This window comes from Desulfuribacillus stibiiarsenatis (genome assembly GCF_001742305.1).
Classification (GTDB): domain Bacteria; phylum Bacillota; class Bacilli; order Desulfuribacillales; family Desulfuribacillaceae; genus Desulfuribacillus_A; species Desulfuribacillus_A stibiiarsenatis.
Genome location: NZ_MJAT01000003.1, coordinates 1 through 25,561, shown reverse-complemented (window position 1 = coordinate 25,561; position 25,561 = coordinate 1). Strand labels below are relative to the sequence as shown.

23 protein-coding genes and 1 rRNA gene are annotated in these 25,561 nt (G+C 37.6%); 9 read left to right on the top strand and 15 right to left on the bottom strand.

Annotated features, from left to right (window positions below; all coding sequences use genetic code 11):
- Positions 1-161: 161 nt before the first annotated feature.
- The 15 genes from BHU72_RS02625 to rpmH form a co-directional block, all read right to left on the bottom strand.
- A complete protein-coding gene (locus tag BHU72_RS02625) occupies positions 162-1,328 on the bottom strand; it encodes a GGDEF domain-containing protein (RefSeq protein ID WP_069701084.1) in 1,167 nt (388 codons plus the stop codon).
- A 153-nt stretch (positions 1,329-1,481) separates the two neighbouring features.
- On the bottom strand, positions 1,482-2,564 hold the full coding sequence (locus BHU72_RS02620) for an SPM autocatalytic domain-containing protein (protein WP_069701083.1): 1,083 nt from the start codon (positions 2,562-2,564) through the stop codon (positions 1,482-1,484).
- A gap of 106 nt (positions 2,565-2,670) precedes the next feature.
- On the bottom strand, positions 2,671-3,396 hold the full coding sequence (locus tag BHU72_RS02615; RefSeq protein ID WP_069701082.1) for a DUF554 domain-containing protein: 726 nt from the start codon (positions 3,394-3,396) through the stop codon (positions 2,671-2,673).
- A 62-nt stretch (positions 3,397-3,458) separates the two neighbouring features.
- Positions 3,459-4,616, bottom strand: a complete 1,158-nt coding sequence (locus BHU72_RS02610; RefSeq protein ID WP_069701081.1) for an aminotransferase class V-fold PLP-dependent enzyme — start codon at positions 4,614-4,616, stop codon at positions 3,459-3,461.
- 166 nt (positions 4,617-4,782) lie between these two features.
- A complete protein-coding gene (locus BHU72_RS02605; RefSeq protein WP_069701080.1) occupies positions 4,783-5,646 on the bottom strand; it encodes a ParB/RepB/Spo0J family partition protein in 864 nt (287 codons plus the stop codon).
- Positions 5,633-6,403: a ParA family protein gene (locus BHU72_RS02600; protein WP_069701079.1), complete on the bottom strand. Its 771-nt coding sequence runs from the start codon at positions 6,401-6,403 to the stop codon at positions 5,633-5,635. Before BHU72_RS02600 ends, BHU72_RS02605 begins: the two co-directional genes overlap by 14 nt.
- Before the next feature lie 166 nt (positions 6,404-6,569).
- Positions 6,570-7,433 (bottom strand): nucleoid occlusion protein, encoded by an 864-nt coding sequence (gene noc / locus BHU72_RS02595; RefSeq protein WP_083248215.1) that lies wholly within the window; start codon positions 7,431-7,433, stop codon positions 6,570-6,572.
- A gap of 149 nt (positions 7,434-7,582) precedes the next feature.
- Positions 7,583-8,320 carry a 16S rRNA (guanine(527)-N(7))-methyltransferase RsmG gene (gene rsmG / locus BHU72_RS02590; RefSeq protein ID WP_069701078.1) on the bottom strand — a complete coding sequence of 246 codons (738 nt, stop codon included), beginning with the start codon at positions 8,318-8,320 and terminating at the stop codon, positions 7,583-7,585.
- On the bottom strand, positions 8,307-10,205 hold the full coding sequence (gene mnmG, locus BHU72_RS02585) for a tRNA uridine-5-carboxymethylaminomethyl(34) synthesis enzyme MnmG (protein ID WP_069701077.1): 1,899 nt from the start codon (positions 10,203-10,205) through the stop codon (positions 8,307-8,309). The genes rsmG and mnmG overlap by 14 nt, the downstream gene beginning before the upstream one ends.
- A gap of 72 nt (positions 10,206-10,277) precedes the next feature.
- Complete coding sequence (mnmE, locus tag BHU72_RS02580) at positions 10,278-11,651, bottom strand: tRNA uridine-5-carboxymethylaminomethyl(34) synthesis GTPase MnmE (protein WP_069701076.1); 1,374 nt, start codon at positions 11,649-11,651, stop codon at positions 10,278-10,280.
- Between the two features lie 150 nt (positions 11,652-11,801).
- Entirely contained in the window at positions 11,802-12,431 is a 630-nt protein-coding gene (jag, locus tag BHU72_RS02575; RefSeq protein WP_069701075.1) for an RNA-binding cell elongation regulator Jag/EloR, read from the bottom strand.
- Positions 12,428-13,219 (bottom strand): YidC/Oxa1 family membrane protein insertase, encoded by a 792-nt coding sequence (locus tag BHU72_RS02570; RefSeq protein ID WP_069701074.1) that lies wholly within the window; start codon positions 13,217-13,219, stop codon positions 12,428-12,430. The genes jag and BHU72_RS02570 overlap by 4 nt, the downstream gene beginning before the upstream one ends.
- 6 nt (positions 13,220-13,225) lie before the next feature.
- Positions 13,226-13,435 carry a membrane protein insertion efficiency factor YidD gene (gene yidD / locus BHU72_RS15330; RefSeq protein ID WP_083248214.1) on the bottom strand — a complete coding sequence of 70 codons (210 nt, stop codon included), beginning with the start codon at positions 13,433-13,435 and terminating at the stop codon, positions 13,226-13,228.
- A gap of 34 nt (positions 13,436-13,469) precedes the next feature.
- Positions 13,470-13,814 (bottom strand): ribonuclease P protein component, encoded by a 345-nt coding sequence (rnpA, locus tag BHU72_RS02565; protein WP_069701073.1) that lies wholly within the window; start codon positions 13,812-13,814, stop codon positions 13,470-13,472.
- Between the two features lie 249 nt (positions 13,815-14,063).
- Positions 14,064-14,198, bottom strand: a complete 135-nt coding sequence (rpmH, locus tag BHU72_RS02560; RefSeq protein ID WP_069701072.1) for a 50S ribosomal protein L34 — start codon at positions 14,196-14,198, stop codon at positions 14,064-14,066.
- 580 nt (positions 14,199-14,778) lie between these two features.
- Here rpmH and dnaA point away from each other — a divergent pair.
- The 9 genes from dnaA to BHU72_RS02515 form a co-directional block, all read left to right on the top strand.
- Complete coding sequence (gene dnaA, locus BHU72_RS02555; RefSeq protein WP_069701071.1) at positions 14,779-16,122, top strand: chromosomal replication initiator protein DnaA; 1,344 nt, start codon at positions 14,779-14,781, stop codon at positions 16,120-16,122.
- 173 nt (positions 16,123-16,295) lie between these two features.
- Complete coding sequence (dnaN, locus tag BHU72_RS02550; protein WP_069701070.1) at positions 16,296-17,432, top strand: DNA polymerase III subunit beta; 1,137 nt, start codon at positions 16,296-16,298, stop codon at positions 17,430-17,432.
- Between the two features lie 19 nt (positions 17,433-17,451).
- The gene (gene yaaA / locus BHU72_RS02545; RefSeq protein WP_069701069.1) at positions 17,452-17,679 is read left to right on the top strand and encodes a S4 domain-containing protein YaaA; all 228 of its coding nucleotides are present in this window, start codon (positions 17,452-17,454) and stop codon (positions 17,677-17,679) included.
- Positions 17,661-18,746, top strand: a complete 1,086-nt coding sequence (gene recF, locus BHU72_RS02540; RefSeq protein WP_069701068.1) for a DNA replication/repair protein RecF — start codon at positions 17,661-17,663, stop codon at positions 18,744-18,746. Before yaaA ends, recF begins: the two co-directional genes overlap by 19 nt.
- 17 nt (positions 18,747-18,763) lie before the next feature.
- Positions 18,764-19,012, top strand: coding sequence for an extracellular matrix regulator RemB (gene remB, locus BHU72_RS02535; RefSeq protein ID WP_069701067.1), 249 nt, complete (start codon positions 18,764-18,766; stop codon positions 19,010-19,012).
- A gap of 119 nt (positions 19,013-19,131) precedes the next feature.
- Complete coding sequence (gyrB, locus tag BHU72_RS02530) at positions 19,132-21,039, top strand: DNA topoisomerase (ATP-hydrolyzing) subunit B (RefSeq protein WP_069701066.1); 1,908 nt, start codon at positions 19,132-19,134, stop codon at positions 21,037-21,039.
- 37 nt (positions 21,040-21,076) lie between these two features.
- A complete protein-coding gene (gene gyrA / locus BHU72_RS02525) occupies positions 21,077-23,524 on the top strand; it encodes a DNA gyrase subunit A (RefSeq protein ID WP_069701065.1) in 2,448 nt (815 codons plus the stop codon).
- 363 nt (positions 23,525-23,887) lie between these two features.
- The gene (locus BHU72_RS02520; RefSeq protein ID WP_069701064.1) at positions 23,888-25,000 is read left to right on the top strand and encodes an HD-GYP domain-containing protein; all 1,113 of its coding nucleotides are present in this window, start codon (positions 23,888-23,890) and stop codon (positions 24,998-25,000) included.
- Between the two features lie 392 nt (positions 25,001-25,392).
- A 16S ribosomal RNA gene (locus tag BHU72_RS02515) occupies positions 25,393-25,561 on the top strand; the annotation flags it as partial.

Genomic DNA, 25,561 nt, shown 5'->3' with positions numbered 1-25,561 from the left:
GCTCATTAGAGTGCTATCTTTGACTGACCCATAAATACAGCAGTTTACTGCTGCTATTGCTAATACACCGCTATACTTTCTACACTAAATAGATACTCTCTAATAGTAAACATAAAAAAACAGATTTAGGCGCTTATTAACGCTCCAAATCCGTTCGCATGTTATGCTACTATTTGAACTTTATTTCTACCTAAATCCTTAGCTTGATACAATGCCTTATCTACTTCGGTATAAGTAGCTAATAAAGATTCGTTGTCTCTGTGATTTAATTGTCCAACGCCAAAGCTAGCGGTAACCTTTATAACAGCTCCTGCATACTCAAAGCGTTCGTCCTCGATGGCAGCCCTTATCTCATCAGCGAATTCTTTACCCTTGGCGATTGATGAATTTGCCACATACAACGCGAACTCTTCTCCGCCAATTCGTGCTGCAATATCGCCCGATTGTAACAATCTCTGGATTAAGCTCGCAATCTCTTTAAGTACATAGTCGCCCGCTGGATGTCCATAGTTATCGTTAATCCATTTAAAATGGTCAATATCCAAAATCACTAAACATGCTTCACCTACATCCTTGCTTTTTAACTGATCTATCACATGGGTCAAAAAATACGCACGGTTATATAGGTTCGTAAGGGAATCATGTGTGGCAAGATATCGAAGCTGTTCATTCTTTTCTTCAAGAGTTTTTGTTTGTTCTTCGATTTTTCTTTGTTGCTTGATTCTTTCTACTTGCACTTTCCATAATAGGACCGCAACGGCAAAACCGGTACCTATCGCAGTGATACTATTAACTTGTAGGGATAGCAATAATTCTTGATTGTGCTGCGTTATCTCAAGCACATGGTATAGCAACATAAATGCTAATGTATAGTTAATTACTACAACTGCGGGATGAATCAATATGACAACAGCTATTCCTATGCTTGCTGCAAAAAAAGGCAGGATTTGTGCCGTAACTAATTGGTCAATAACACACGTAACTACGGCAAACGTTAAATATAAAAGGATGACACTACCTTGGAAGATAAATGAAATTCTTGAGTCCGTTAATTCTTTTCGAGCAATCATTCTAGCGATAGCCCCTACAATCATCGCAATGAAGAACATTACGCTATGGATTGCAAGGATTCCTATCCGCCAATTGTACGCATTCATATCGTCTGGATTTGGCGTGTAGAGCCAAAAGAATAAGACATGAGCGATATGTACAACACACATCACCCATGCCATATATTGAATTCGTTGCGTATTAATAGCGTTCATCTCCGAAAGAATAGAACGTTCAACAGTTATATATTCTTTTAATTTTTGTAGAAAGGATTTCATTCTATTCTTCCTCTAGTAATTTAAAGTATCTATTGTAGGTCCTATTATAGCATAACATTCTTTCTAAAAACGCCTATTTTCAAGTATTTGTTTTTGCTTGTTTTTTGACTCAACGTCGTTACCAATACTCCATTTCTGTAGCTGGGAGAGCGGTTATGTTGCTAAATCGACTTGCTGAACTGTGCCTACTGTTCCATTTTTATTGACAAAGATTCCTGTACGACTTAATTGGCCTTGAAGCTGTTGATTTGAGTCTTTAAAGTCAAATGGGGTGTGGATATTCCCTAAATATATTGCGCTGACCCCCAGTTCGCCAATTGCAAATAGTCTATCGATTCCTTGATCGTCTTTGGTCCATATCTGCAATTTCTCATAGATGGAGTCATTAGCATCAATCCATCCATTACCATCTTCATCATAGTTAGCTAATTCTGAAAAGCCATTGCCTGTTTTAGGGCCAAACAGCTCACTTCCATCATTGATTTTTCCATCTCCATTGAGATCTAGTGCCAAAAAGCCACTACCCGGCTTCAACATTGATATTTGCTCCGGCATACCATCCATAGTTAGATCAAATGAGAACTTCTTCTCTGATAGACCAGCTGATGTCCCTTTATAGTTAATCACGAGTGGATCAACCACAACCGCATCCCCCGCTCGAAAACTTATACTATTATGTTGCGCAAATGATCGACTGATAGATACATCAATAGAAAAGTTGATTTCCTTTCCGTCGGTAGTCTTAATCGTTCCTTGCGAGGAAAAGTTCATTCTCTCTGATTCATAATAGGATTCACTTAAATCATACGCTATGCCCCATCCTTTAGGAGCTTGGTTCGCTACATTGTTCCCTAATCTTATTGCCTTATGCTGCCCTACTTCTTGATTTCTGTTTGCTTCCTCATCGATACCATAAAACTTAATTTTTTTCCCTGTAAGCGCTTGTAATAGTGTTTGTAAAAGTAACATCTTTTGTTTTTGGTAGCTCGTGATTTCGAATGGATCATTTTCTTCTTGGTTGGATATAGTAATCACTTCTTGCGCTTGTGCTTCTCTTGCCTCTTGAGAAATAATCAATAGGTCGCTACGCTGGTTACCGTTCGAATTGATCGTAGCACTATTGCCTTGAGCACTTGGCGCAGTACCAACCCACATTTCTAGTTTCTCATTTCTCTCATACCGTTCCTGTTTCCGATGTTCTGACCGCATTGTGATACTAGATGACTCAATGAGCATAAAAAAACCTCCCGCAATAGAATGGAAAACATTGCTATCCATAATATCGGCAAGGAGGTTGATTATTTTATTTAATTTCAAAACTTTAATTACTAGATTATAACTTCTATATTATTATTCCTAACATTTCTAGTATAATCATAATGATTACAGCTACGAAAATCGACGGTAATAGGTTACCCACTCGAATCTTAATAACTTCTAATAGATTGAGTCCAATACTCATAATAAGTAGACCGCCAACTGCACGAATTTCATTGACAACACTGTCATTTAAGACATCGGTTAATGAACTTGCTAGTAAAGCAATTATACCTTGGTAAATAAGGACTGAAAACGCAGAGAGCATTACCCCAATCCCCATCGTAGAAGCGAATATAATGGAGCTAAATCCGTCTAGCATTGATTTTGTATAAAGTACATCGTGATTCAGATCCAGTCCACTGTCCAAAGCTCCGACAATTGCCATTGAGCCAACACAATAAATGAGAGTGGCAAATACAAATCCTTTCGCAATCTTTCCATCGGATATTCCATTACTTCGCTTAGCAAATATCTTTTCTACTCGAACGCCCAATTGGTCGATTCGATCTTCAAGACGAAGCAATTCTCCGATAATTCCACCAATGACAGCACTCATAATCATAATAAGAGCGTTCTGTGTCCCCATTGCCATACCAATTCCTATCACAATCACTGACAACCCTATTGCCTGCAAGACCGTCGTTTTATATTGATCTGGAATCTTCGGTAGCACAATACCTATCAATGCGCCTAGAATAATCGCACCACCGTTTACAAATGTCCCTTGTAATACTGAAAACAATTCCATAACTTACTACCCATCCCCATATCTATATTATTCTATCTAAATATTATACTTTTACATTTCATTTAAATTTCCTCGATGATTTCCTCAATTGCATCTACAAATGTATCTATATCTGCATGGGTATTGAAATATCCAGGAGAAACTCTTACAATCCCCTGTTGTAACGTTCCCGCAGTTGTATGTGCACAAGGAGAACAGTGCATGCCAGCCCTTACCCCGATGTTATAAATCTTGTCCAACATATAAGCAACTTCATTGCTCTCAATGCCTTTTATATTAAAGGCGACAACTGCTGCTCGTTCAATTCCTATTGGTGGTCCATACGTCTGAATTAACGGCATGTGTTGTAACTTGTCTAATAATAGCGCCACAAGCATAGACTCATGTTCCCGTATCTTATCCATCCCTACAGACTGAATAAATTCAACTCCGGCTTTTAACCCTGCAAGTCCTGGAGTATTCGGAGTTCCACTTTCAAACCGATCAGGACGAACTGTTGGCATCTGCTTTGATTCAGAATTCCCTCCGGTCCCACCATATAGGATTGGCTCCAATACAACTTCAGGGTGAATGTAAAGCCCACCAGTCCCCTGTGGCCCATATAACCCCTTATGTCCTGGAAACGCAAGAAAATCAATTCCCCATTTCTCTACTGGTATATCTATAACACCTGCCGTCTGGGCAGCGTCCACAAGAACTGTAATATTATAAATCTTCGCCAGTTTACAGATCTCCTCTAAGGGGAGGATTGTTCCCAACACATTGGAAGCGTGCGAAACCACTAAAAGTTTAGTATTCGTATGGTGTTTAAGTTGCTTTTCCAGTTCGTTGAGGTCTGTTTCACCTGTTTGAGTGGCAGGAATCATGGAATATGTAATACCCTTTGTCAAAAGATATTCTAAAGGGCGTATGACGGAATTGTGCTCCACGCTTGTTGTTAAAACGTGGTCGCCAGCCTTCAGAAAAGACATTAGCGGGATGTTAAGAGATTCCGTCGTATTCTTAGTAAAGATAATGTTGCTTGGATTCTCTACGTGGAATAGCTTTGCCAGCTTTTCTCGACATCCATAAACGATTCTGCCCGCCTCCAAGCCGAGCTTATGCGCCCCACGGCCAGGGTTCGCTCCGTAGTTGGTGATTGCATTATAAGTAGCTGTTGCTACTTCCAGAGGTTTAGGCCAGCTAGATGCGGCATTATCTAAGTATATGTAGCGTTCCATCTCACACCTCATTCTATAGTCTGAAGTATTTAAGCCCTGAAAAGAGCAGCTCTTTACCAAAAAACCAAAGCATGTCCTGTAATGTTTTAATCCATCATCACAGTTTGGTAATTTCTGATGACTAATAGCTTTGTTTATAAAGAAAAAACAACCCTATAACTGGTTGTTAATTCGTGTCTAGTATCTTTAGTATTCTTTCCAAATCCTCGTCAGTAAAATACTCGATTTCTATTTTGCTTTTTTTCTTCCCTGGTACAATCTTAACTCCAGTACCTAAAACATATTCCAGTTGTTTCTCTAAACTTACTATATTCGGATCACGATACCGTACTTTCTTCTTCTGTTTTGTTTCACGTGAAACATTTGATAGATTCTGCACGATTTCTTCTGTTTCTCGAACACTAAGTTTTTCTTGTATAATTCGTTCCGCTAATAGTTTCTGATGTTGCTTGCTTTCAATTCCTAATAAAGCTCTAGCATGACCATAGGAAATTGTTCCACGTGAAACATTATCCTTGATTTCTTCCGGAAGTTGAAGCAGTCTCAGGAAATTAGCAATTTGCGGTCGACTCTTCCCTACTCGCTTAGCTAACTGCTCTTGAGTGTAGTCAAGCTCTCGTATTAACTTGTCATAAGCATCTGCAATCTCGATAGGATTCAAATCTTCCCTTTGCAGATTCTCTATTAGCGCAACTTCTCTTATTTGTTCATCGGTAAAATCTCTTTCAACAGCAGGAATTGTATCTAAACCAGCTAGTTTGCTAGCACGAAGCCGTCTTTCTCCTGCAATCAAAATGTACCCACGTAATGTCTTCTTCACGATTATAGGCTGTATAACGCCATGCTCTATAATCGATTGAGATAATTCTGCGATTGCCTGATCGTTGAAGACTTTTCTCGGCTGATACGGATTGGGACGAATATCATTAATTGAGATATTCAAAACTTGATCTTTGTCAGAAATCGTCTCTGTGCCTAGTAATGCCCCCAGGCCTTTTCCTAAACCTTTGTTTGATTTAGTTACGCTCATTGTTCTCAATCACTTCCTTAGCAAGCTCTAAATACATTTCCGCACCTTTCGATTTTCCATCATACATAATAATTGGCTTGCCATGGCTTGGAGCTTCACTTAAGCGAACATTTCTCGGAATAACAGTGGTGTATACTTTGTCTTGGAAGTATTTCTTAACTTCATCTATGACTTGAATCCCTAGGTTCGTCCTAGCATCAAACATTGTCAATAATACGCCTTCGACCTCTAATGTAGTATTAAGATGTTTCTGTACTAAGCGTATTGTATTTAATAACTGACTTAACCCCTCTAACGCGTAAAATTCACATTGGATTGGAATTAATACTGAATTAGATCCCGTCAATGAATTGATTGTAAGTAAACCTAGTGACGGTGGACAGTCAATTATAATATAATCATAGTTATCAGAAAGCTGTTGAATTGCTCTCTTGAGACGTATTTCTCTCGACATAATCGGTACTAATTCGATTTCCGCGCCTGCTAATTGAATTGTAGCCGGTAGTATGTAAAGGTTAGGGGTTGTAGTCTCTTGGACAGCCTCCATTGGATGAATCTCTTCAATTAAAACATCATAGATACAATTTTCAATATCTGCTTTATTAATTCCTAATCCGCTCGTAGAATTTCCTTGAGGATCAGCGTCTATAATTAAGACCCTCTTCCCTAGTTGTGCTAAACAAGCACTTAAGTTTACTGCCGTTGTAGTCTTACCTACCCCGCCTTTTTGATTGGTTATGGCAATTACTTTGGCCAACCGTTTCACCTCGTTTTCTAACGTTTATTAGCTAGCAAAAATGCTTACTCAATCGATTACATGTGTTCATCTATTATCTCACAGTTAATAGGAAATACATAGTGGCAAAAAAACTACTCAGCTTAAACCTGAGTAGGTAATGTTCACTATTTTTTACTGATATTCTCTATTTAGGAATTTTTATTACAATCTGATAGAATTCCTGAAAATCTTCTTCTTCAACGTTCAAAGCCATGCCGATCTTTTTCACCATTTCAATCGACTGATTAATCGTATTTCTCGCAATCCGTACATCGCGAGAGAAACCCGTACGTTTTGCCTTAGGTTTTTCTTCCTCTTTCGCTTTTAACTGTTCTATTTTATTCTCTAATTGCTTAACTGTTAGTCCCTTTTGAACTACCTCTTGGAAAAGCTTCATTTGTTGCTCTTCAGCATCATTTAATTGTAGTAGCGCCCTAGCATGTCTCTCTGTGATTGAACGTTGCATTAGACCCTCTTGAATAGCATCAGGTAACTGAATCAATCGAAGCTTATTCGCAATGGTCGATTGTCCTTTTCCAAGCCTTTGGGCAAGGGCTTCCTGGGTTAATCCATGGATATCTATAAGCTTCTTGTAAGCAACAGCTTCCTCAATCGAAGTAAGTCCCTCACGTTGAAGATTTTCAATCAGTGCTACAGACGCTGCTTGCGTATCATTCATATCACGAATAATCGCCGGAATTGTTTCGAGACCAAGTTTTTTAACCGCCCTTAGTCTTCTTTCCCCTGCGATTAACTCATAACGATTTGACATTTTACGTACAACAATTGGCTGAATGATACCATGCGTCTTAATTGTTTGGCACAATTCTTCTAATTTATCATCCTCAAAAACGGTACGTGGCTGATATGGGCTAGGATCGATTAGTGCGACTAAGATTTGATTGATTTTATCCGTTTGCTCTGTCACAGCTACCTCTTTTTCTACCACTTCTTCTGCGACCGTCTGTCCCCACTTACTACCAAATAAACGAGAAATTGGTTCTTTCAATGTTACCACTCCTAAATCATAGGTACTATATCTATTCGCTACTGTTGCCCTATTTTCCTTCCTATTGATTAAAGAAAACTAGATGTTCGCCAAGCTTTGGAAGAGATTGCCTTAGTTGCACTGACGCATAAACACAGCAAAGAACTCCCCTATATGAGAGGAGTCCTTGCTGGTGTACCAGGCTTTCTAGGATATTTCTTTGGTGTTGGTGACACTTTCTTAATTTCTATAATACTCCGTTGGCCGTGCCCCTCTGGTAGCTCTAACGCTTGTGTTTTATTTGCTTTTCCGCCTAAAACCTTAATAGATTGCTTGGCTTCTAGTAGTTCTGCGTCAATATCTGGTCCCTTCATCGAATAGAACGAGCCATTGACTCTCACAAACGGCAAGCAGAGTTCATTAAGTACAGCTAACCTTGCGACTGCCCTTGCAATAGATATATCATACTTCTCGCGAAATTTAACATCCTGGGCAATTTCTTCTGCTCTTCCATGGACGAAATGACAATTTTGCAAGCCTAATTGCTCTGTTACGGCTTTTAAGAAATTAATTCGTTTCATTAATGAGTCAAGAAACGTAATCTCCAATTCAGGAAACGCAATTTTCAGTGGAATCCCTGGAAAACCAGCGCCACTTCCAACATCGATGGCGGTAAATTTCCCTTGAATCTTAGGAAATGATAATGCTAATGTCAATGAATCGTAGAAATGTTTAATATAGACTTCAGATATTTCTGTGATTCCCGTTAAATTCATTTTTTCGTTCCATTCAACAAGTATCACGTAGTATTGATAAAACTGGTCGAGCTGCTTATCCGTTAATGACACACCATGTCCTTCCATTAAGCTTTGAAAGTTTTCTTGAACTTTCATCCTAAGATTGTCCATGATAATTGCTACCTCCTCTACGTAATTGCTCTAGGTAGATCAATAATATTGATATATCTGCCGGGTTCACGCCTGAGATTCTAGCTGCTTGTCCAACGGAATGAGGGCGAATTTTATTCAATTTATCTCTTGCCTCTAGTGCAATCCCAGATATACTCATATAATCGATGTCTTCAGGAATTCTGCGATTTTCTAGCTTTTTATTTTTCACGATTTGTTCCAATTGCTTCTTAATATACCCTTCATATTTCGTCTGAATCACAACTTGCTCGATGACTTCCTTCGGCAACGGTTGCTCAATCGGGGCAAATTGTAAAATATGGTCATACTCGATTTCAGTACGTCGTAAAAGTTCTCGTAATGATGTCGTATTGACGATTGGTGCGGTCCCTAACGCTTCGAGCTGTTGAATTGTCTCTAGATTCGGTCGAAGCTTAATGCTCTCTAATCGCTCTAATTCTTGTTCTATCAGTGCTTTCTTACGCGTAAATCGCTGATATGCTTCCTCTTTCACAAGGCCTACTTTATAGCCCATTTCTGTGAGACGTAAATCTGCATTATCGTTACGTAATATTAAGCGATATTCTGCCCTTGATGTTAATAAACGATAGGGATCCATCGTTCCCTTAGTCACTAGGTCATCAATCATGACACCGATGTATGCATCCGAACGTTCGAGAATCAGTGGCTCTTTTCCTTGAATCTTCAGAACCGCATTGATTCCAGCTACAATCCCTTGGCCAGCAGCCTCTTCATAACCTGATGTGCCATTGATTTGTCCAGCAGTATATAGTCCATCGATGTCTTTTAGCTCTAATGTTGCTTTTAACTGTGTCGGAATCACAGCATCATATTCGATTGCATAGCCTGGTCGAATCATTTGAACATTTTCTAGTCCAGCAATCGAGCGTAACATTTCTATTTGTAAATCTTCTGGAAAGCTAGTAGAGAAGCCTTGCACATAATATTCAATAGTATTCTCGCCTTCTGGCTCAAGGAAAATTTGGTGGCTTGGCTTATCACTAAAACGAACAATCTTATCCTCAATAGACGGACAATAGCGAGGTCCTGTACCTTCGATTGCCCCTGAGTATAAAGGCGATCGATTAAGGTTACTTAATATAATTTCTTTCGTTCTATCCGTAGTGTAGGTTAACCAGCAGTCATGTTTAGGTCGATTATAGTCGCAAAGTGCATGGGAGAACGGTAAAAAACTTGGATCCCCTGGTTGAATCGACATTTTCGAGAAGTCAATTGTATTCTTATTCACTCGAGGTGGTGTTCCAGTTTTAAAGCGCACGAGCTGTATTCCATGCTCCACTAAGCTCTCAGACAGCTTATTTGATGCTAGCATACCGTTCGGTCCGCTGCTGAAATTTACATCACCAATGATAATTCTACTTTTTAAGTATGTCCCTGTTGTTATAATTACTGCTTTTCCAAGATACTTAGCTCCTGTTTGAAGAACAACTCCTTGGATTGTCAGGTTCTCTATCAATAATTTCTCGACTAAACCCTGGCGTAGCGTAAGGTTTTCGGTATTTTCTAACACCTGTTTCATCGATGCTGCATATAAATGACGATCTGCCTGTGCACGTAATGCATGTACAGCAGGTCCTTTTCCAGTATTCAGCATTCTTACTTGAATATTGGTACGGTCAGTATTATGACCCATTTCTCCACCTAAAGCATCAATCTCCCTTACCACATGGCCCTTAGCAGGACCACCAATAGCAGGATTACAAGGCATATGAGCGATACTATCCATATTAATCGTAATGATTAAAGTTCTTAAACCCATTCGAGCGCCTGCTAAAGCTGCTTCACATCCTGCATGCCCTGCCCCTACAACAATAACGTCAAATTCTCCGGCCACGTATTCCATTCCTTCACCCCACGATAGACTCTGTCCTTACATAAACTTCTGTCCTTACATATATACGCTATATAGCTCGTACTACTTCCCTAAACAGAATTGCGAGAATAGTTGATCAATCAATCCCTCGCTTACAGTCTCTCCTACCACTTCGCCTAAGGTATCCCAAGCAGTCTTTAAGTCAATCGCTAAAATATCCATAGGCATATCCTGTTCAATCCCTTGTAATACGTCAAGCACCGACGCTCTTGCACTTTTTAATAATGCAATATGCCTTGTGTTCGTTACAAAAGAAAAATCTGATTGGCGAATTTGTCCACTTAAAAATATGCGCTCAATTTCCGAATACAAATCCTCGATTCCTTCTTCCTCTTTTGCAGACAGCGAAACAATCGGTTGATTCTTTAGATAGCTATTAATACTATCTTTAGAAATTTTTTGCGGTAAATCTGTTTTATTCAATACAATAATTGCGTGCTTTTCCTCAATCGCCTTTAAAAGCTCTATATCATATTCATGAAGCTCTTCAAATGCATTTAAGATTAATAGTGTTAAATCTGCGTCTTCCATTGCTTTTCTAGAACGTTCTACGCCAATCTTCTCAACAACATCTTCTGTCTCTCGAATGCCTGCCGTATCTATAATTCGAACGGGAATACCTTTTACATTTATGTACTCTTCTAGGATATCCCTAGTTGTGCCAGGGATATCTGTAACGATGGCACGATTTTCTCGAAGTATGGCATTAAGTAGTGATGACTTTCCTACATTTGGTCTTCCTACAATCACTGCTGATATCCCATCTCTAATAATCTTTCCTTGTTCTGAGTTTTCTAGAAGCTTGTCGATTTCTACTACTACCTCTTTTGATGTATTTACTACACGATCTTTTGTAACCTCTTCTACATCATGTTCTGGATAATCTATCGTAACCTCTATATGAGCCATAAGTTCAATCATTTTATTGCGTAAATTCGCGATATCATTCGAAAGCTTTCCTTGAACCTGTGACATTGCAGCCTTTAATGACAGATCCGTTTTAGAGCGGATGACATCTATGATAGCCTCTGCTTGACTTAGATCGATACGGCCATTGAGAAATGCTCTTTTTGTGAATTCGCCTGGCTCTGCTAAGCGTGCTCCTGCTTCAATCGTACGCTCTAATACTTTAGTTACAGGTAAAACTCCGCCGTGACAATTGATTTCTACCACATCTTCTGATGTATAAGTTCTTGGTGCTTTAAAAACAGAAACTAATACTTCATCGATCATCTGATTATCTTGGTTCGTTATTTTACCATAATGTATCGTATGAGTTTCCACTGTGGATAAAGAAACTTTTCCTTTAAAAATCTTATCCACAATGTGAATAGCATCTATACCACTTACGCGGATTATACCGATACCGCCTTCTCCAATAGCAGTAGCAATCGCTGCAATTGTATCCTGGTTCATTTTACACACTTCCTTCTATAATAACGAAATAACGAGAATTCATTATTTTCATATTTCCCTTAAAACTTTATATTACACCAGTTCTATCCATAAAAAAAGATAAAACCACAACTATTTGTTGTGGTTTTACATCTTACTAAGTATTTCTCATTATACTTCTGTATGTTTTTTGGCACTAATCACAATTTTACGGAACGGCTCTTGCCCCTGACTTCTTGTATAAATGCCTTTCTCATTCTGCAGATACGTGTGAATAATCTTGCGCTCATATGGCGCCATAGGCTCAAGGACAACATCTTTTTTATATTTGCGAACTTTATTCGCGAGCTTTTGAGCTAAACTTTCAAGAGTCTTTTTTCTTCTCTCACGATAGGATTCTGCATCTAGTAAGAATCGTGTATTTGAATCTTTACTTTTATTAACAGATAGATTCAGGAGATATTGTAATGCGTCAAGAGTTTGTCCTCTTCTGCCAATTAATACTCCTAAATTATCGCCTACAATGTTAAAAACAATTTGGTCATCTTCTTTATAATCTTCAATCTGTACATTTAAGTCCATCGCTCCAAAAATCTCTGATAGCACTTTTTTCCCTTGTGCAATTGGATTATCTTTTACGATAATTTCTACTTCTGCATTTTTCGAACCAAATCCAAGAAAACCTTTGGTTGGCTCAGTTATGATATTAATTTCTACTTCCTCTTTTTGAAGCCCCAATTTCGATAAACCTAATGCAATCGCTTCATCGATTGTCTTCGCGCTCTCTACTAATTTTCTCATTTCGCTGCCTCCTGCTTTACGCCAGTATCACGATACATGAAATAATTCTGAGCAATTGAGAATATGTTACTATACACCCAATACAATCCTAATGCAGATGGTAGAGTTGCACTGATGAATAAAATCATAGCTGGCATTAAGTATAATAACGCCTTTGCTTGTGGGTTATCTTGACTAATCGTCATAGTCTTTTGTTGTAAATAAGTAGTCAGTGCTGCTAATATTGGCAAAATGTAAGTCGGATCCTTTTGCCCTAGCTCGAAGAATAAAAAGCTCGCTTCACGAATATGAACATTGTACATAATCGATTGATAAAAAGCGATCAGTATCGGCATTTGAATAATCAGTGGCAAACAACCTGCTAATGGATTTACATTATGCTTTTGGAAAAGCTTCATAGTCTCTTCATTAAGCTTTTGCTGATTATCTTTATATTTTTCCTTAAGTTTTGTCATTTCCGGTTGTAGCCTTTGCATTGCTTTCATACTCTTCATTTGCTTAATCATGAATGGGAGAGTAATGAAACGAATGATAATGGTTACTACAAGGATTGCAACCCCGTAACTTCCTAATGTTTCCCCTACGTAGTCCATTAAATCAGATAAGATTCCTACAAATGATCCCCAAATTCCACTACGATCTAACTCTGTTTGCTGCATCTGTTCAACTGTACAGCCTGTCATGAAAATAGATGATACGAAAACTAAAAGTAATAATAGTGCTGCTTTGCTTGAAAAACGTCTTTGTGACAAAACTCTTCCTCCTCGTAATTGTACCAAATCTATCATTACATCCTATGGGACAGGATCAAAACCTCCTGGATTCCAAGGATGACAACGCGCAACCCTACGTAGTGTTAGGTATGTACCTTTTATAAAACCAAACTTAATATAGCTCTGTCTACTGTATTCGGAGCAGCTCGGATAAAATCTACATGATGGCCCCTTCAACGGTGAAATGACATTCTGATATAAATAGATTAGTACAAGTGCCATACGTTTCATAGAAACGCTCCCATATATTTATATTCATTTCTTTTTATAACTTGTCTACTACTTTACTTTTCTTTAATAAATGTCCAATTGCATCCTTTGTCTCATGATAGTTAATCTTGTTCGCAGGGTTTCTTGCAATGAGCACAAAGTCTTTGCCCACAGGCATAGCCTCTATATAATTCTCGATTACAGCTTTGACGTACCTCTTGACCTGGTTACGTATGACAGCATTTCCTACCTTCTTACTAACAGAAATCCCTAATCGAAATGGTTGTGCATCTTTTCGATCGAATATGTAGAAAACAAAAAATCGGTTAGCCAGGGATTTTCCCTTTTTATACACCTTAATATAGTCTTCATTTTTTGAGAGACGATGCTTTCTATGCAAATTGACACCCCGATTCTATTACACTCACCATTATAGCAAAGTTTTACTGTAATTAAACAACTATTTTAAAGAAAACTTGGTATTCGCAATGCCTTTTTGGGCAATTCGAATACCTTAGTTGCGCTTATACTATCTACCTTAAATTTAATAGCTCAGATAGTGCAAAGAAAACTTGGTATTCGCAACACCATATCTTTCTTCCTCTTTATACATAAAAACATATAAAAAAAGGACCACATGATTGTGGCCTTATGCTGATAATACTTTTCTGCCTTTTCTACGACGATTTGCTATAACCCTACGGCCATTGCTTGTACTCATGCGCTTACGGAATCCATGAACCTTCTTGCGCTTACGATTGTTCGGTTGAAATGTGCGTTTCATCTTGCGGCACCTCCTTAAAACTTGTTTACACCAAAATGACATTGGTCATTGACGCTTACACAATATGATTTACGTTTAATAAAGACATTCTTGAAAATTATAAGAAAAATTCATGCAAATGTCAAGGAAAATTGATTGTGGATAACGATTTTTTCATTTCGTCAAATATCCACATAGTTTTTAACAGGTTGTATACAAAATATAGTACTGTGAATAACTTTTATCCACTAGGTCTTGATTTGTGGATAAGTCTGAGAAAACCCATTGCGATTAGGCCATTTATTTGATATATTATTAATTGTTTTGTATGTGGATAATTTTCTAGCTATATTTTTATCCACAGCATGTGTATAACCTTGTGGATAATACTTTGTGGATTGTTAGTACATCTTGTCAACATATGTTGATAACTGTATTTTTTTTCTCCAAATTTCTCGGTTTTTCATGCCTGTTACGTGATTATCCCCTAATTTTTATCCACGTTTATATGTGCGAAACTTTTTTTCACTTTATTTATATTTCTCAATTCTTTAACTTTTATCATCATGTCATACTATTTCGCTTATAAGGAGGTTTTCTCATGTCTGAGCAGTATGCAGACCTCTGGAACAAAACACTCTCGATTGTGCAAAAACGTGTTAGTAAGCCTAGTTTTGAAACTTGGTTAAAATCCACGGCTGTAATCACTTTCGAACAGGACACTATTACTGTTGGAGTACCAAATGATTTTGCTAGAAGCTGGTTAGAAAAACATTATTTTTTAATTATTAAGGATGCTTTGTACCAATTATTAAATAAAGAGCTGAATGTAATATTTGTCATACCAAAGAATGAAATAGATCAATTTGAACCAGCTCAACAACCGATTATAGTTTCTAAACCACCAGCTGCAATTGAAGATTCTAATTTTAAATTAAACGATCGTTATAACTTTGAGACTTTCGTAATCGGTGCTGGGAACCGATTTGCCCATGCAGCTTCGTTAGCAGTAGCAGAAGCTCCTGCTAAAGCATATAATCCTTTGTTTATCTATGGTGGGGTAGGACTTGGAAAGACCCATCTCATGCATTCGATTGGGAACTTCGTGCTAGAGCATAACCCAAAATTAAAAGTTCTCTATCTATCCTCGGAAAAATTTACGAATGAATTTATTAATTCCATCCGTGACAATAAAACTGTTGATTTCCGTAACAAATATCGCAATATCGATATTTTATTGATTGATGATATTCAGTTTTTAGCAGGAAAAGAACAAACTCAAGAAGAGTTTTTCCATACATTTAATTCCCTTCACGAGGAAGGTAAGCAAATTGTTATCAGCAGTGACCGGCCACCTAAGGAAATTCCGACATTAGAGGATCGCCTTCGCTCAAGATTTGAATGGGGACTGATTACAGATATTCAAGCCCCTGATTTAGAAACAAGAATTGCAATATTACGTAAGAAAGCACGTGCTGAGAATTTAGATGTCGATAACGACGTGCTTGTCTATATTGCGAATAAGATTGACACCAATATTCGTGAGTTAGAGGGTGCCTTAATCCGAGTCGTTGCTTATTCCTCTTTAATGAATCAAGATGTCAACTTAGATCTAGCTGCTGCAGCTTTAAAAGATATTATCAATGAAGAGATTCCAAGAATGATTACAATTCCAAGGATTCAAGAAATAGTCGCGAATTTTTATCAAATGCCAATGAGTGATTTTAAAGCTAAAAAGAGGACAAAATCTGTTGCATTTCCTAGACAAATCGCAATGTACTTATGTCGTGAACTAACGGACTGTTCTTTACCAAAAATCGGATTGGAATTCGGTGGACGTGATCATACGACTGTTATCCATGCCCATGAAAAAATATCAACCCAGCTGGCTAAGGATACAGACCTTCAGAAAAAGATAGAAGCTATCTGCTTAAAACTAAAATAATTATCCACCTGTGGATAACGTTTTTTTCATTCAGAAGCCTATGCACATGTTATTAAATTGTGTATAGGCTTGCTCCATCCATTCGGTGAGAGTTATCAACATATCCACTGCCCTTATTACTACTAATACGATTTTAAAATATATATATATGATATAGTCGGAGGTATTATGCCATGAAATTTTCCATAGTTAGAGAATCATTAATACAAGCTGTTCAAGACGTTGTAAAAGCAGTTGCTTCGAAAAGCACTATTCCTATTTTGGAAAACTTAAAATTGCAAGTCACAAACGATTATATTCGCATTACAGGAACAAATCTTGAGATTGGTGTAGAATACACAATTCCTAAAGAAAAGAACCAAGTGCAGAACTTTACCGTTGAACAAGAAGGTTCGATTTGTTTAAAGGCTAAATATTTTAACGAGATTATTCGAAAGCTATCCCATGATTTATTAGAAATCGAAGTTAGCAATCAATTCTTAATTACGATTAAAAGTGGACAATCGGAGTTTAGCTTACATGGTTTAGATAGTGAGGAATTCCCAAAGCTACCTACAATTATTGAAGATCGAGTGTTTAGTGTTCCTAGTGACCTATTAAAGAGTATGATACGTCAAACAGTTTTTGCTGTTGCCAATGAAGAAACGCGTCCCGTACTTACTGGTGTAAAATGGAGTTTAGAAAGTGGAGTTCTCACATTTATTGCAACGGATAGTCATCGCCTTGCTATGAGGGAAGCAGTTGTAGAGGCAGACTCTGAGTACTCATTCCAAAATATAATCGTGCCAGGAAAAAGCTTATTAGAGTTAAGTAAGATTCTTGAAGATAGCGATACATTAGTCGAAATCGTAATAGCAAATAATCAGCTGTTAATGAAAATGGATAACATTTTATTCTATTCCCGTTTAATTGATGGCCAATATCCTGATGTAACCCGTATTATCCAACAACAAGCGAAAACGACATTAGATATTAATAAAAGAGAAATGTTAGATTCCTTGGAAAGAGTAAGCTTGGTAGCTCGCGAAAATAAAAACAATGAAGTGAAATTTAACATAAAACAAGATTTGATAATGATAAGCTCCAATTCACCAGATATCGGTAAGGTCAATGAATCGATTCAACCAAACCACGTAGAGGGTGAAGAGTTACTGATTGCTTTTAATACGAAATATGTATTAGATTCTTTAAGAATTATTGATGAAGAAAATATTTTAGTCCAATTTACTGGATCTATGAGCCCATTTATTATTAAGCCGAAGGATTTTGACAAATACTTATATTTAGTACTACCGATTCGCATCTACTAAAAGATAAAGGTGAAAAATAATGGAACAAAAACAGGTAAAGATTAAAGACGAATATATTACATTAGGGCAACTATTGAAAAAAGAGGACATTGTTTCGTCAGGTGGAGAAGTTAAATTTTTCTTATCGGAAGCGGTGATCCGTGTGAATGGTGAGTTAAATTCTCAGCGTGGAAAAAAATTATATAACAATGATACAATCGATATTCAAGGAATTGGTGAGTTCGTCATATGCGCCTCCAACGACTGAGGTTAGAGTTTTATCGTAACTATCAGAAGTTAGATATCTCCTTCGATGGACAAATTCACTTTTTTGTTGGGGATAATGCCCAAGGAAAGACCAATATTCTAGAGTCGATTTATTTGCTCGCGTTTACGAAATCACACAGAACCAATAAAGACCGGGAATTAATTTATTGGGGCTGCGAGCATGCACGTATTCAGAGTGAACTGATCCTGTATGATCGACCGACGGAATTAGAGGTTCAAATTCATCCATTAGGGAAAAAAGTACTAATCAATCGCTTAGAACAAAAGAAAATCAGCAAATATTTAGGACAAGTGAAAGTTGTATTATTCGCACCAGAAGATTTACAATTGATAAAGGGATCACCACAGCAGAGAAGAAGATTCATTGATCGCGCATTGGGACAGTTAAAGCCTAAATATGTTAGTGATTTAGCTCATTACCAAAAAGTCTTACAGCAGCGGAATCAACTTTTAAAAGATATATACAAAAAGCCATCGCTTCTACCAACCCTTGAGCTTTGGGATTTACAGTTAATTGAGTACGGGAAAGAAGTAATTAAAGCTCGCCAACAATTTGTAAATAAAATTCAAGAGTTGGCAGAAGACATTCATGATCGAATTACCAATGGCCAAGAGAAGCTGCGATTAACATATTCAGCTAATTGTTTAGCTGACGATTTTCAGGAAAAACTAATAAAATATAGAGATCGGGATATGGCCACAGGAACTACCAATTGTGGTCCTCATCGTGATGAACTTGATTTTTCAATCAATGAAATTGACGCAAAAATTTATGGTTCACAGGGGCAACAAAGGACGACGGCTTTATCATTAAAACTTGCTGAACTCCAATATATTCAATCATCAACTGGGGATTACCCAATCTTACTACTTGATGATGTATTGTCAGAGTTAGATCAACACCGACAAAAACAATTATTAGATAGTATTGGGCAAGATATTCAAACTTTTGTTACAACAACTGATATAATAGGTATCGAACATGAAATTATGAAAAGAGCGGATTTCTTTTTTATACATGGTGGAAATCTAGTGAAAAAAAGTTAAAATTAAGGGGTGAATTTATGTTTATTCACTTAGGTGCCAATGTTTTAGTGCCTATTAAAGATGTCATAGCTATCATTGATGTGAAAATGAAAGATTCTGCTGAAAGTATGAAAGAATTTTTACATGTGGCTGATGAAGAAGGTTTTGTCGTCACAATCGATGAAGGTGAAACGAAATCTTACGTTGTCACATCAAAGAATGTTTATTACTCCCCTATATCATCCCTTACATTGAAAAAACGATCGCATTACGTAGGAAATTTGTAGTGGATTTGTAATTACTAGAAACTATAGTACAATGAGTAGAGGAAAAATCGGCATTCGTATATTAATTTAGAACTATATGTTGTGTAATAATAGAAAGTTAGGATAGAAGGAGATAATCTATGAACGTGAATCAAAATGTGTATGATGAAACCCAGATTCAAGTCTTGGAAGGTCTTGAAGCAGTAAGAAAAAGACCAGGTATGTACATAGGATCGACAAGTGAGAGAGGTCTTCATCATCTATTATGGGAAGTACTAGATAATAGTATTGATGAAGCATTAGCAGGACATTGTGATACCGTTGATATTACTGTGCATCAAGATAATAGTGTTACAGTTTCAGATAATGGCCGTGGGATTCCAGTGGGATTACATCCGAAACTTCAAATTCCTACGGTTGAAGTTGTACTTACAGTACTTCATGCTGGCGGAAAGTTCGATGGTAAAGGATACAAGGTTTCAGGAGGATTGCACGGAGTAGGTGCGTCCGTAGTAAACGCCTTATCTGATTGGTTAATCGTAGAAATATGCCGTGATGGTAAGAAATATACACAAACATATCATCGTGGAGTACCAGAAACCGAGTTAAAGGAATTAGGAGAAACCGATCGTACGGGTACACAGATTACCTTTAAGCCGGATGCTACTATTTTTACGGAAACGCAAGAATTTAATTACGATACAATCATTGCTAGACTTCGCGACATGGCGTTTCTTAACGGTGGTATCAAATTAGCCATTACGGATGAACGTACAGAAAAACAAGATATTTTTAAATATGATGGCGGTATTATTACGTTCGTTGAGTATTTAAATAAAAATAAAACTCCTATCCATGAACCTCCTTTCTATGTTCAAGGAGAGAAAGATGATATTATTTGTGAGGTGTCGTTACAGTATAACGATGGCTATACTAGTAATATTTTTTCGTATGCCAACAATATACACACACACGAAGGCGGTACTCACGAAGCAGGATTTAAAAGCGCTTTGACTCGTGTAATTAACGATTATGCTAGAAAGAATAATCAACTGAAGGATAACGATGCAAACCTTACGGGTGATGATGTTCGCGAAGGAATTACAGCAATTATCAGTGTGAAAATTCCAGATCCTCAATACGAAGGACAAACAAAAACCAAACTAGGGAATAGTGAAGTTCGTGGGGTTGTTGATTCCTTCTTCTCAGAAAAGTATATGGAATTCCTTGAAGAGAACCCAAGCACAGCCAAGAAAATTATTGAAAAATCGATTACTGCTAGTCGTGCTCGTGAAGCAGCTAGAAAAGCTAGAGAATTAACGCGACGTAAGAATGCATTAGAATTTAGTGCACTGCCTGGTAAGTTAGCGGATTGTTCAACGAAAGATGCAACAATCAGCGAATTATATCTGGTGGAAGGTGATTCAGCGGGTGGTTCAGCAAAGCAAGGAAGAGATCGTAACTTCCAAGCAATTCTGCCTCTAAGGGGGAAAATCATTAACGTTGAGAAAGCAAGACTCGACAAGATATTATCCAATAATGAAATTCGAGATATTATTACTGCCCTTGGGACAAGTATTGGTGATGACTTTAATATTGAGAAATCACGTTATCATAAACTAATTATCATGACAGATGCCGACGTAGACGGTGCACATATCCGTATATTACTTCTTACGTTCTTCTATCGCTACATGCCAGAGCTGATAGAGAAAGGTTATGTATATATTGCTCAACCGCCATTATATCAAGTGAAAAAAGGTAGAGTGATACGTTATGCTTACAGTGATAAAGAAATGCAGGAAGTATCGAAAGAGCTAGGAAATCAAGGAATAACACTTCAACGTTATAAGGGTCTTGGAGAAATGAATCCAACGCAGCTTTGGGAAACTACTATGGACCCAGAAAGTAGAACGTTGCTACAAGTAAGTTTAGATGATGCGATTGAAGCAGACGAAATATTTACGACATTGATGGGTGATAAAGTAGACCCACGACGTGATTTTATTCAGGAACACGCGAAATATGTGCGTAACTTAGATGTATAGGTTTAAGTTTTCTACAGAGAAATGAGGGGTTAGATAGATGGAAGAACAAAGTTCGAAGGTACTTCCGATTAATATAAGTGATGAGATGCGTAATTCTTTTATGGATTATGCGATGAGCGTAATTGTAAGTCGTGCACTACCAGACGTTCGTGACGGCTTAAAACCAGTTCATCGTAGAATTCTATACGCTATGAATGAATTAGGTATGACACCAGATAAACCTTACAAAAAGTCAGCTAGACTTGTAGGGGACGTTATCGGTAAGTACCATCCACACGGTGACCAAGCTGTTTATGACACGATGGTCCGTATGGCGCAGGATTTCTCTTATCGCTATATGCTTGTTGATGGTCACGGTAACTTCGGTTCTGTCGATGGTGATGCAGCAGCAGCGATGCGTTATACAGAATCGAGAATGTCGAAGATCGCAGTTGAATTATTAAGGGACATTCAGAAAGAAACGGTAAACTACGGTTCGAACTATGATGATACGCTCAAAGAACCACTGGTATTACCATCCCGTTTCCCGAACATATTAGTCAATGGAGCTTCAGGTATAGCAGTTGGTATGGCAACGAACATTCCTCCTCACCAACTTGGAGAGGTAATTGATGGTTGTGTCGCTTACATAGAAGACAATGACATTACAATCGACGAACTAATGGAATATGTAAAGGGTCCAGATTTTCCAACGGGTGGAGAAATTTTAGGACAAGAAGGTATACGCTCGTCTTATCGTACTGGTCGAGGTTCTGTCATCATGCGTGCAAAAGCGCATTTTGAAGATATGAACCATGGCAAGCAGCGTATCATTGTTACGGAAATTCCATATCAGGTGAATAAAGCTAGGCTGATAGAGAAAATAGCAGAACTCGTTAGAGATAAGAAAATCGATGGCATTACGGACCTTCGCGACGAATCTGACCGTGAGGGAATGCGTATTGTAATAGAATTGCGCAGAGATGCAAATGGTAGCGTTGTTTTAAACAACTTATACAAGCAGACGCAATTACAATCATCTTTTGGTGTGAATATGCTGGCACTTGTTGACGGCGAACCAAAAGTATTGAATCTTAAGCAAATTATTCATTATTATATTGAGCATCAAAAAGAAATTATTCGTCGTAGATCAGAGTTTGATCTTAGAAAAGCGAAAGCTCGAGCTCATATCTTAGAGGGCTTACGCATTGCATTAGATCACCTAGATGCAGTGATTAAACTGATCCGTGCTTCCGATACAGTAGAAAATGCTAGAATCGGGTTAATGGAAACGTTCCATCTTTCTGAGGAACAAGCAAAAGCGATCTTAGATATGCGTTTACAAAAGCTTACAGGCTTAGAACGCGAAAAAATCGAAGAAGAATATGCGGAATTATTAAAGTTAATAGAAGAATTGGAAGCTATATTAGCTGATGAAGCTAAAATCTTAGCGATTATTAAAAAAGAGTTATTAGAGATTAAAGACCAATTTAACGATAAGCGAAGATCTATCATTACTCAGAATTCTGATGAAATTGATATAGAAGACCTAATTCCGGAGGAAGATGTCGTTATTACATTAACTCATTATGGGTATGTAAAACGTATTCCAGTAAGCACCTATAAGAGCCAAAAACGTGGTGGTAAAGGTGTATCTGCCTTAGGCACGAAAGAGTCAGACTTCTTACAACACTTATTTATGATGAGTACCCACGATTATGTATTATTCTTTACCAACCGTGGTAAGGTTTATCGTCTAAAGGCCTATGAAATTCCAGAAGGTAGTCGTACAGCTAAGGGAACAGCAATTGTTAACTTACTTCAAATCGAACCTGGTGAAATGATTAATGCGATGATTCCTGTAAGATGTTTCAAGTCAGATAGCTATCTATTCATGGCAACCAAGAAAGGCCAAGTGAAGAAGACAGAGCTTACAGACTTCCAAAACATCCGTAAGGGTGGCTTAATTGCCATTACGCTTCGTCCAGAAGATGAATTAATTGGCGTCTTTATGACAGATGGATCCCGCGAAATCATTATTGGGTCGAAAAAAGGAAAAGCAATTCGTTTCCAAGAGAAAGAAGTCCGTCAAATGGGCCGAACAGCTTCTGGAGTTCGAGGAATATCCTTGGCTAAGGATGATGTGGTCGTTGATATCGATGTGGTTGTCGAGAATGAAGATGTCATCGTAATAACTGAAAACGGATATGGTAAACGTACCAAAGAAGATGAGTACCGTCCACAGACTCGTGGAGGTAAGGGTATTGGTACGATTAATGTTACAGATAAGAACGGTCCTGTTGTGGGACTTAAAATAGTGAATGACCAACAAGAAGTCATGGTAATTACACAAAGCGGTATCGTTATCCGACAAGATGTAAAAGGCATTTCTCAATTAGGTAGAAGAACACAAGGTGTTCGTATTATCCGTGTGGGAGATAATGATAAGGTGTCAACATTTGCTAAAATTATTGCCACAGAAGATGTTGAATTGGATGAAGAATAAGATTAATTAAGTAAAAATAAAATGAAACAAATAAGCAAAATCATGAGCAGGCTATTATAAGATGAGTTTTTCATCATTTTGGTAGCCTGTTTTTTCTTCGCCAGGGGCTGATCAATACCAAGTTTTCTACTGTTCCTTAAGAGTTTTATAAAAACAATTGACGAATTCTGATGTTTTTTAGTCGTACAGATTTAGTAAATTAGAATATAACTAATCTAAAAATGGATAAAATTAGATGTCCAATATATAGATTTTTAGCATCTTATAATATAATATATATTAATAAATTAAGATTATAATGTTAAAGGATACATGAATCAATTTGAGTAAGTAATATACGCCATCAGGATTGGGGTGAGTTTTTTGTCAGAAATTAAAGTGGATATAAAAGTTGACCAGCTCAAACCTGGGTTGCAGTTAGCCGAAAATGTAACAAGTCCAATGGGCGGAGTGATATTATATAAAGGTTCTCGTACTGAGGATTATCATAAAGAGTTATTACAAGCTTTTACTATAGAGACAGTGAAGGTTATAGAGGAAAAGAAATCTCAGACCCCATTGAAAGTACCTGAGAAGAAGGCCAGCGATAAAATTCCAAGCACAACAGCAACAGTTAAGAACCCACTTCAAATCGAAATGGAGAAGAATTATAACCAAGCTGTTAGTGTTATCAAAAACATTATGCTTCAAGTAGAATATACGAAGAAGGTACCATTGCTTGAAATTCGAACAGCAATTAAACCGCTACTCGAACAGGTTTGTGAACAACCCAAGATATCACTCGTCATGAATCAGCTACGAGCAGCTGGTGAATACACTTATAAACACTCGATTGGTGTTGGGATTATTTCTACTGTGATTGCTCGTTTTTTAAACTATAAAGACAATGAATTAATGCAGATTGGTCTCGCTGGAACATTACATGATATAGGAAAAGCTAAGATTTCAAATGATATACTAATGAAAAAAGGCCCATTAAATCATGATCAATATAATGAAATCAAAAAGCATCCTATATATAGTTATGAAATTCTTGAGAAAGTAACAGGAATTAACCAGGGTGTAGTATTGGCAGCTCTTGAGCATCATGAAAGAGAAGACGGAAAAGGATATCCTTATGGAAGAAAAGGTTTTGAAACTCATCCGTATAGTAAAATAGTTGCCGTAGCCGATATCTTTCACGCAATGACATCGAATCGGGAATATAAAGAAGCAGATAACATATACCATGTTCTGAAACAAATCAGCGAAGATGCTTTTGGTAAACTAGATCCTAACGTAGTAACGAAATTTGTCAGTGGATTAATGGACTACTGCATTGGAAAAACGGTTATACTATCGAATGAAATGGTTGGAGAGATTATTCTCATCAATAATTCGGCCCCTTTAAAACCACTAGTTAAAGTTGAGAATAACTTTATTGACTTAAGTAGAAGGTCAGACGTCCATATCACTCATTTATCTATAGAGTTGTAAAATATTTCTTGTTGCGCTTGGTGTACGAAACGTGATACTATGATAAATGTCGCTCCGATAGCGGCATTTATTTTTTAGTTTCAAACATATCATAGTCGAAATGGAGTTAGCATTAAAAAAGAATTCAAAAAACATGTTGACACAACAAACTGGCTGTGATATGATATAAAAGTCGCTAAAAACAAGGCGATGACACAAACGAAACAAACAAGCGTGGGTTGAAGCAAAAACAATCCATCAAAAAGTTCCTTGAAAACTGTATAGTGCAATCATAACAACGTCAATTCTCGCATTCGAAAGAATGCAGACTGCGCAGGACAGGAAACCTGCTATGTTGATAGAACAGACAAACTATTCACAAGTCAGTGACTTCTGACATCAGAATTGAACTTTTATTGGAGAGTTTGATCCTGGCTCAGGACGAACGCTGGCGGCGTGCCTAATACATGCAAGTCGAGCGGATGTGATGAAGAGCTTGCTCTTCTGAACATTAGCGGCGGACGGGTGAGTAACACGTGGGTAACCTGGCTGTAAGACTGGGATAACCCCGGGAAACCGGAG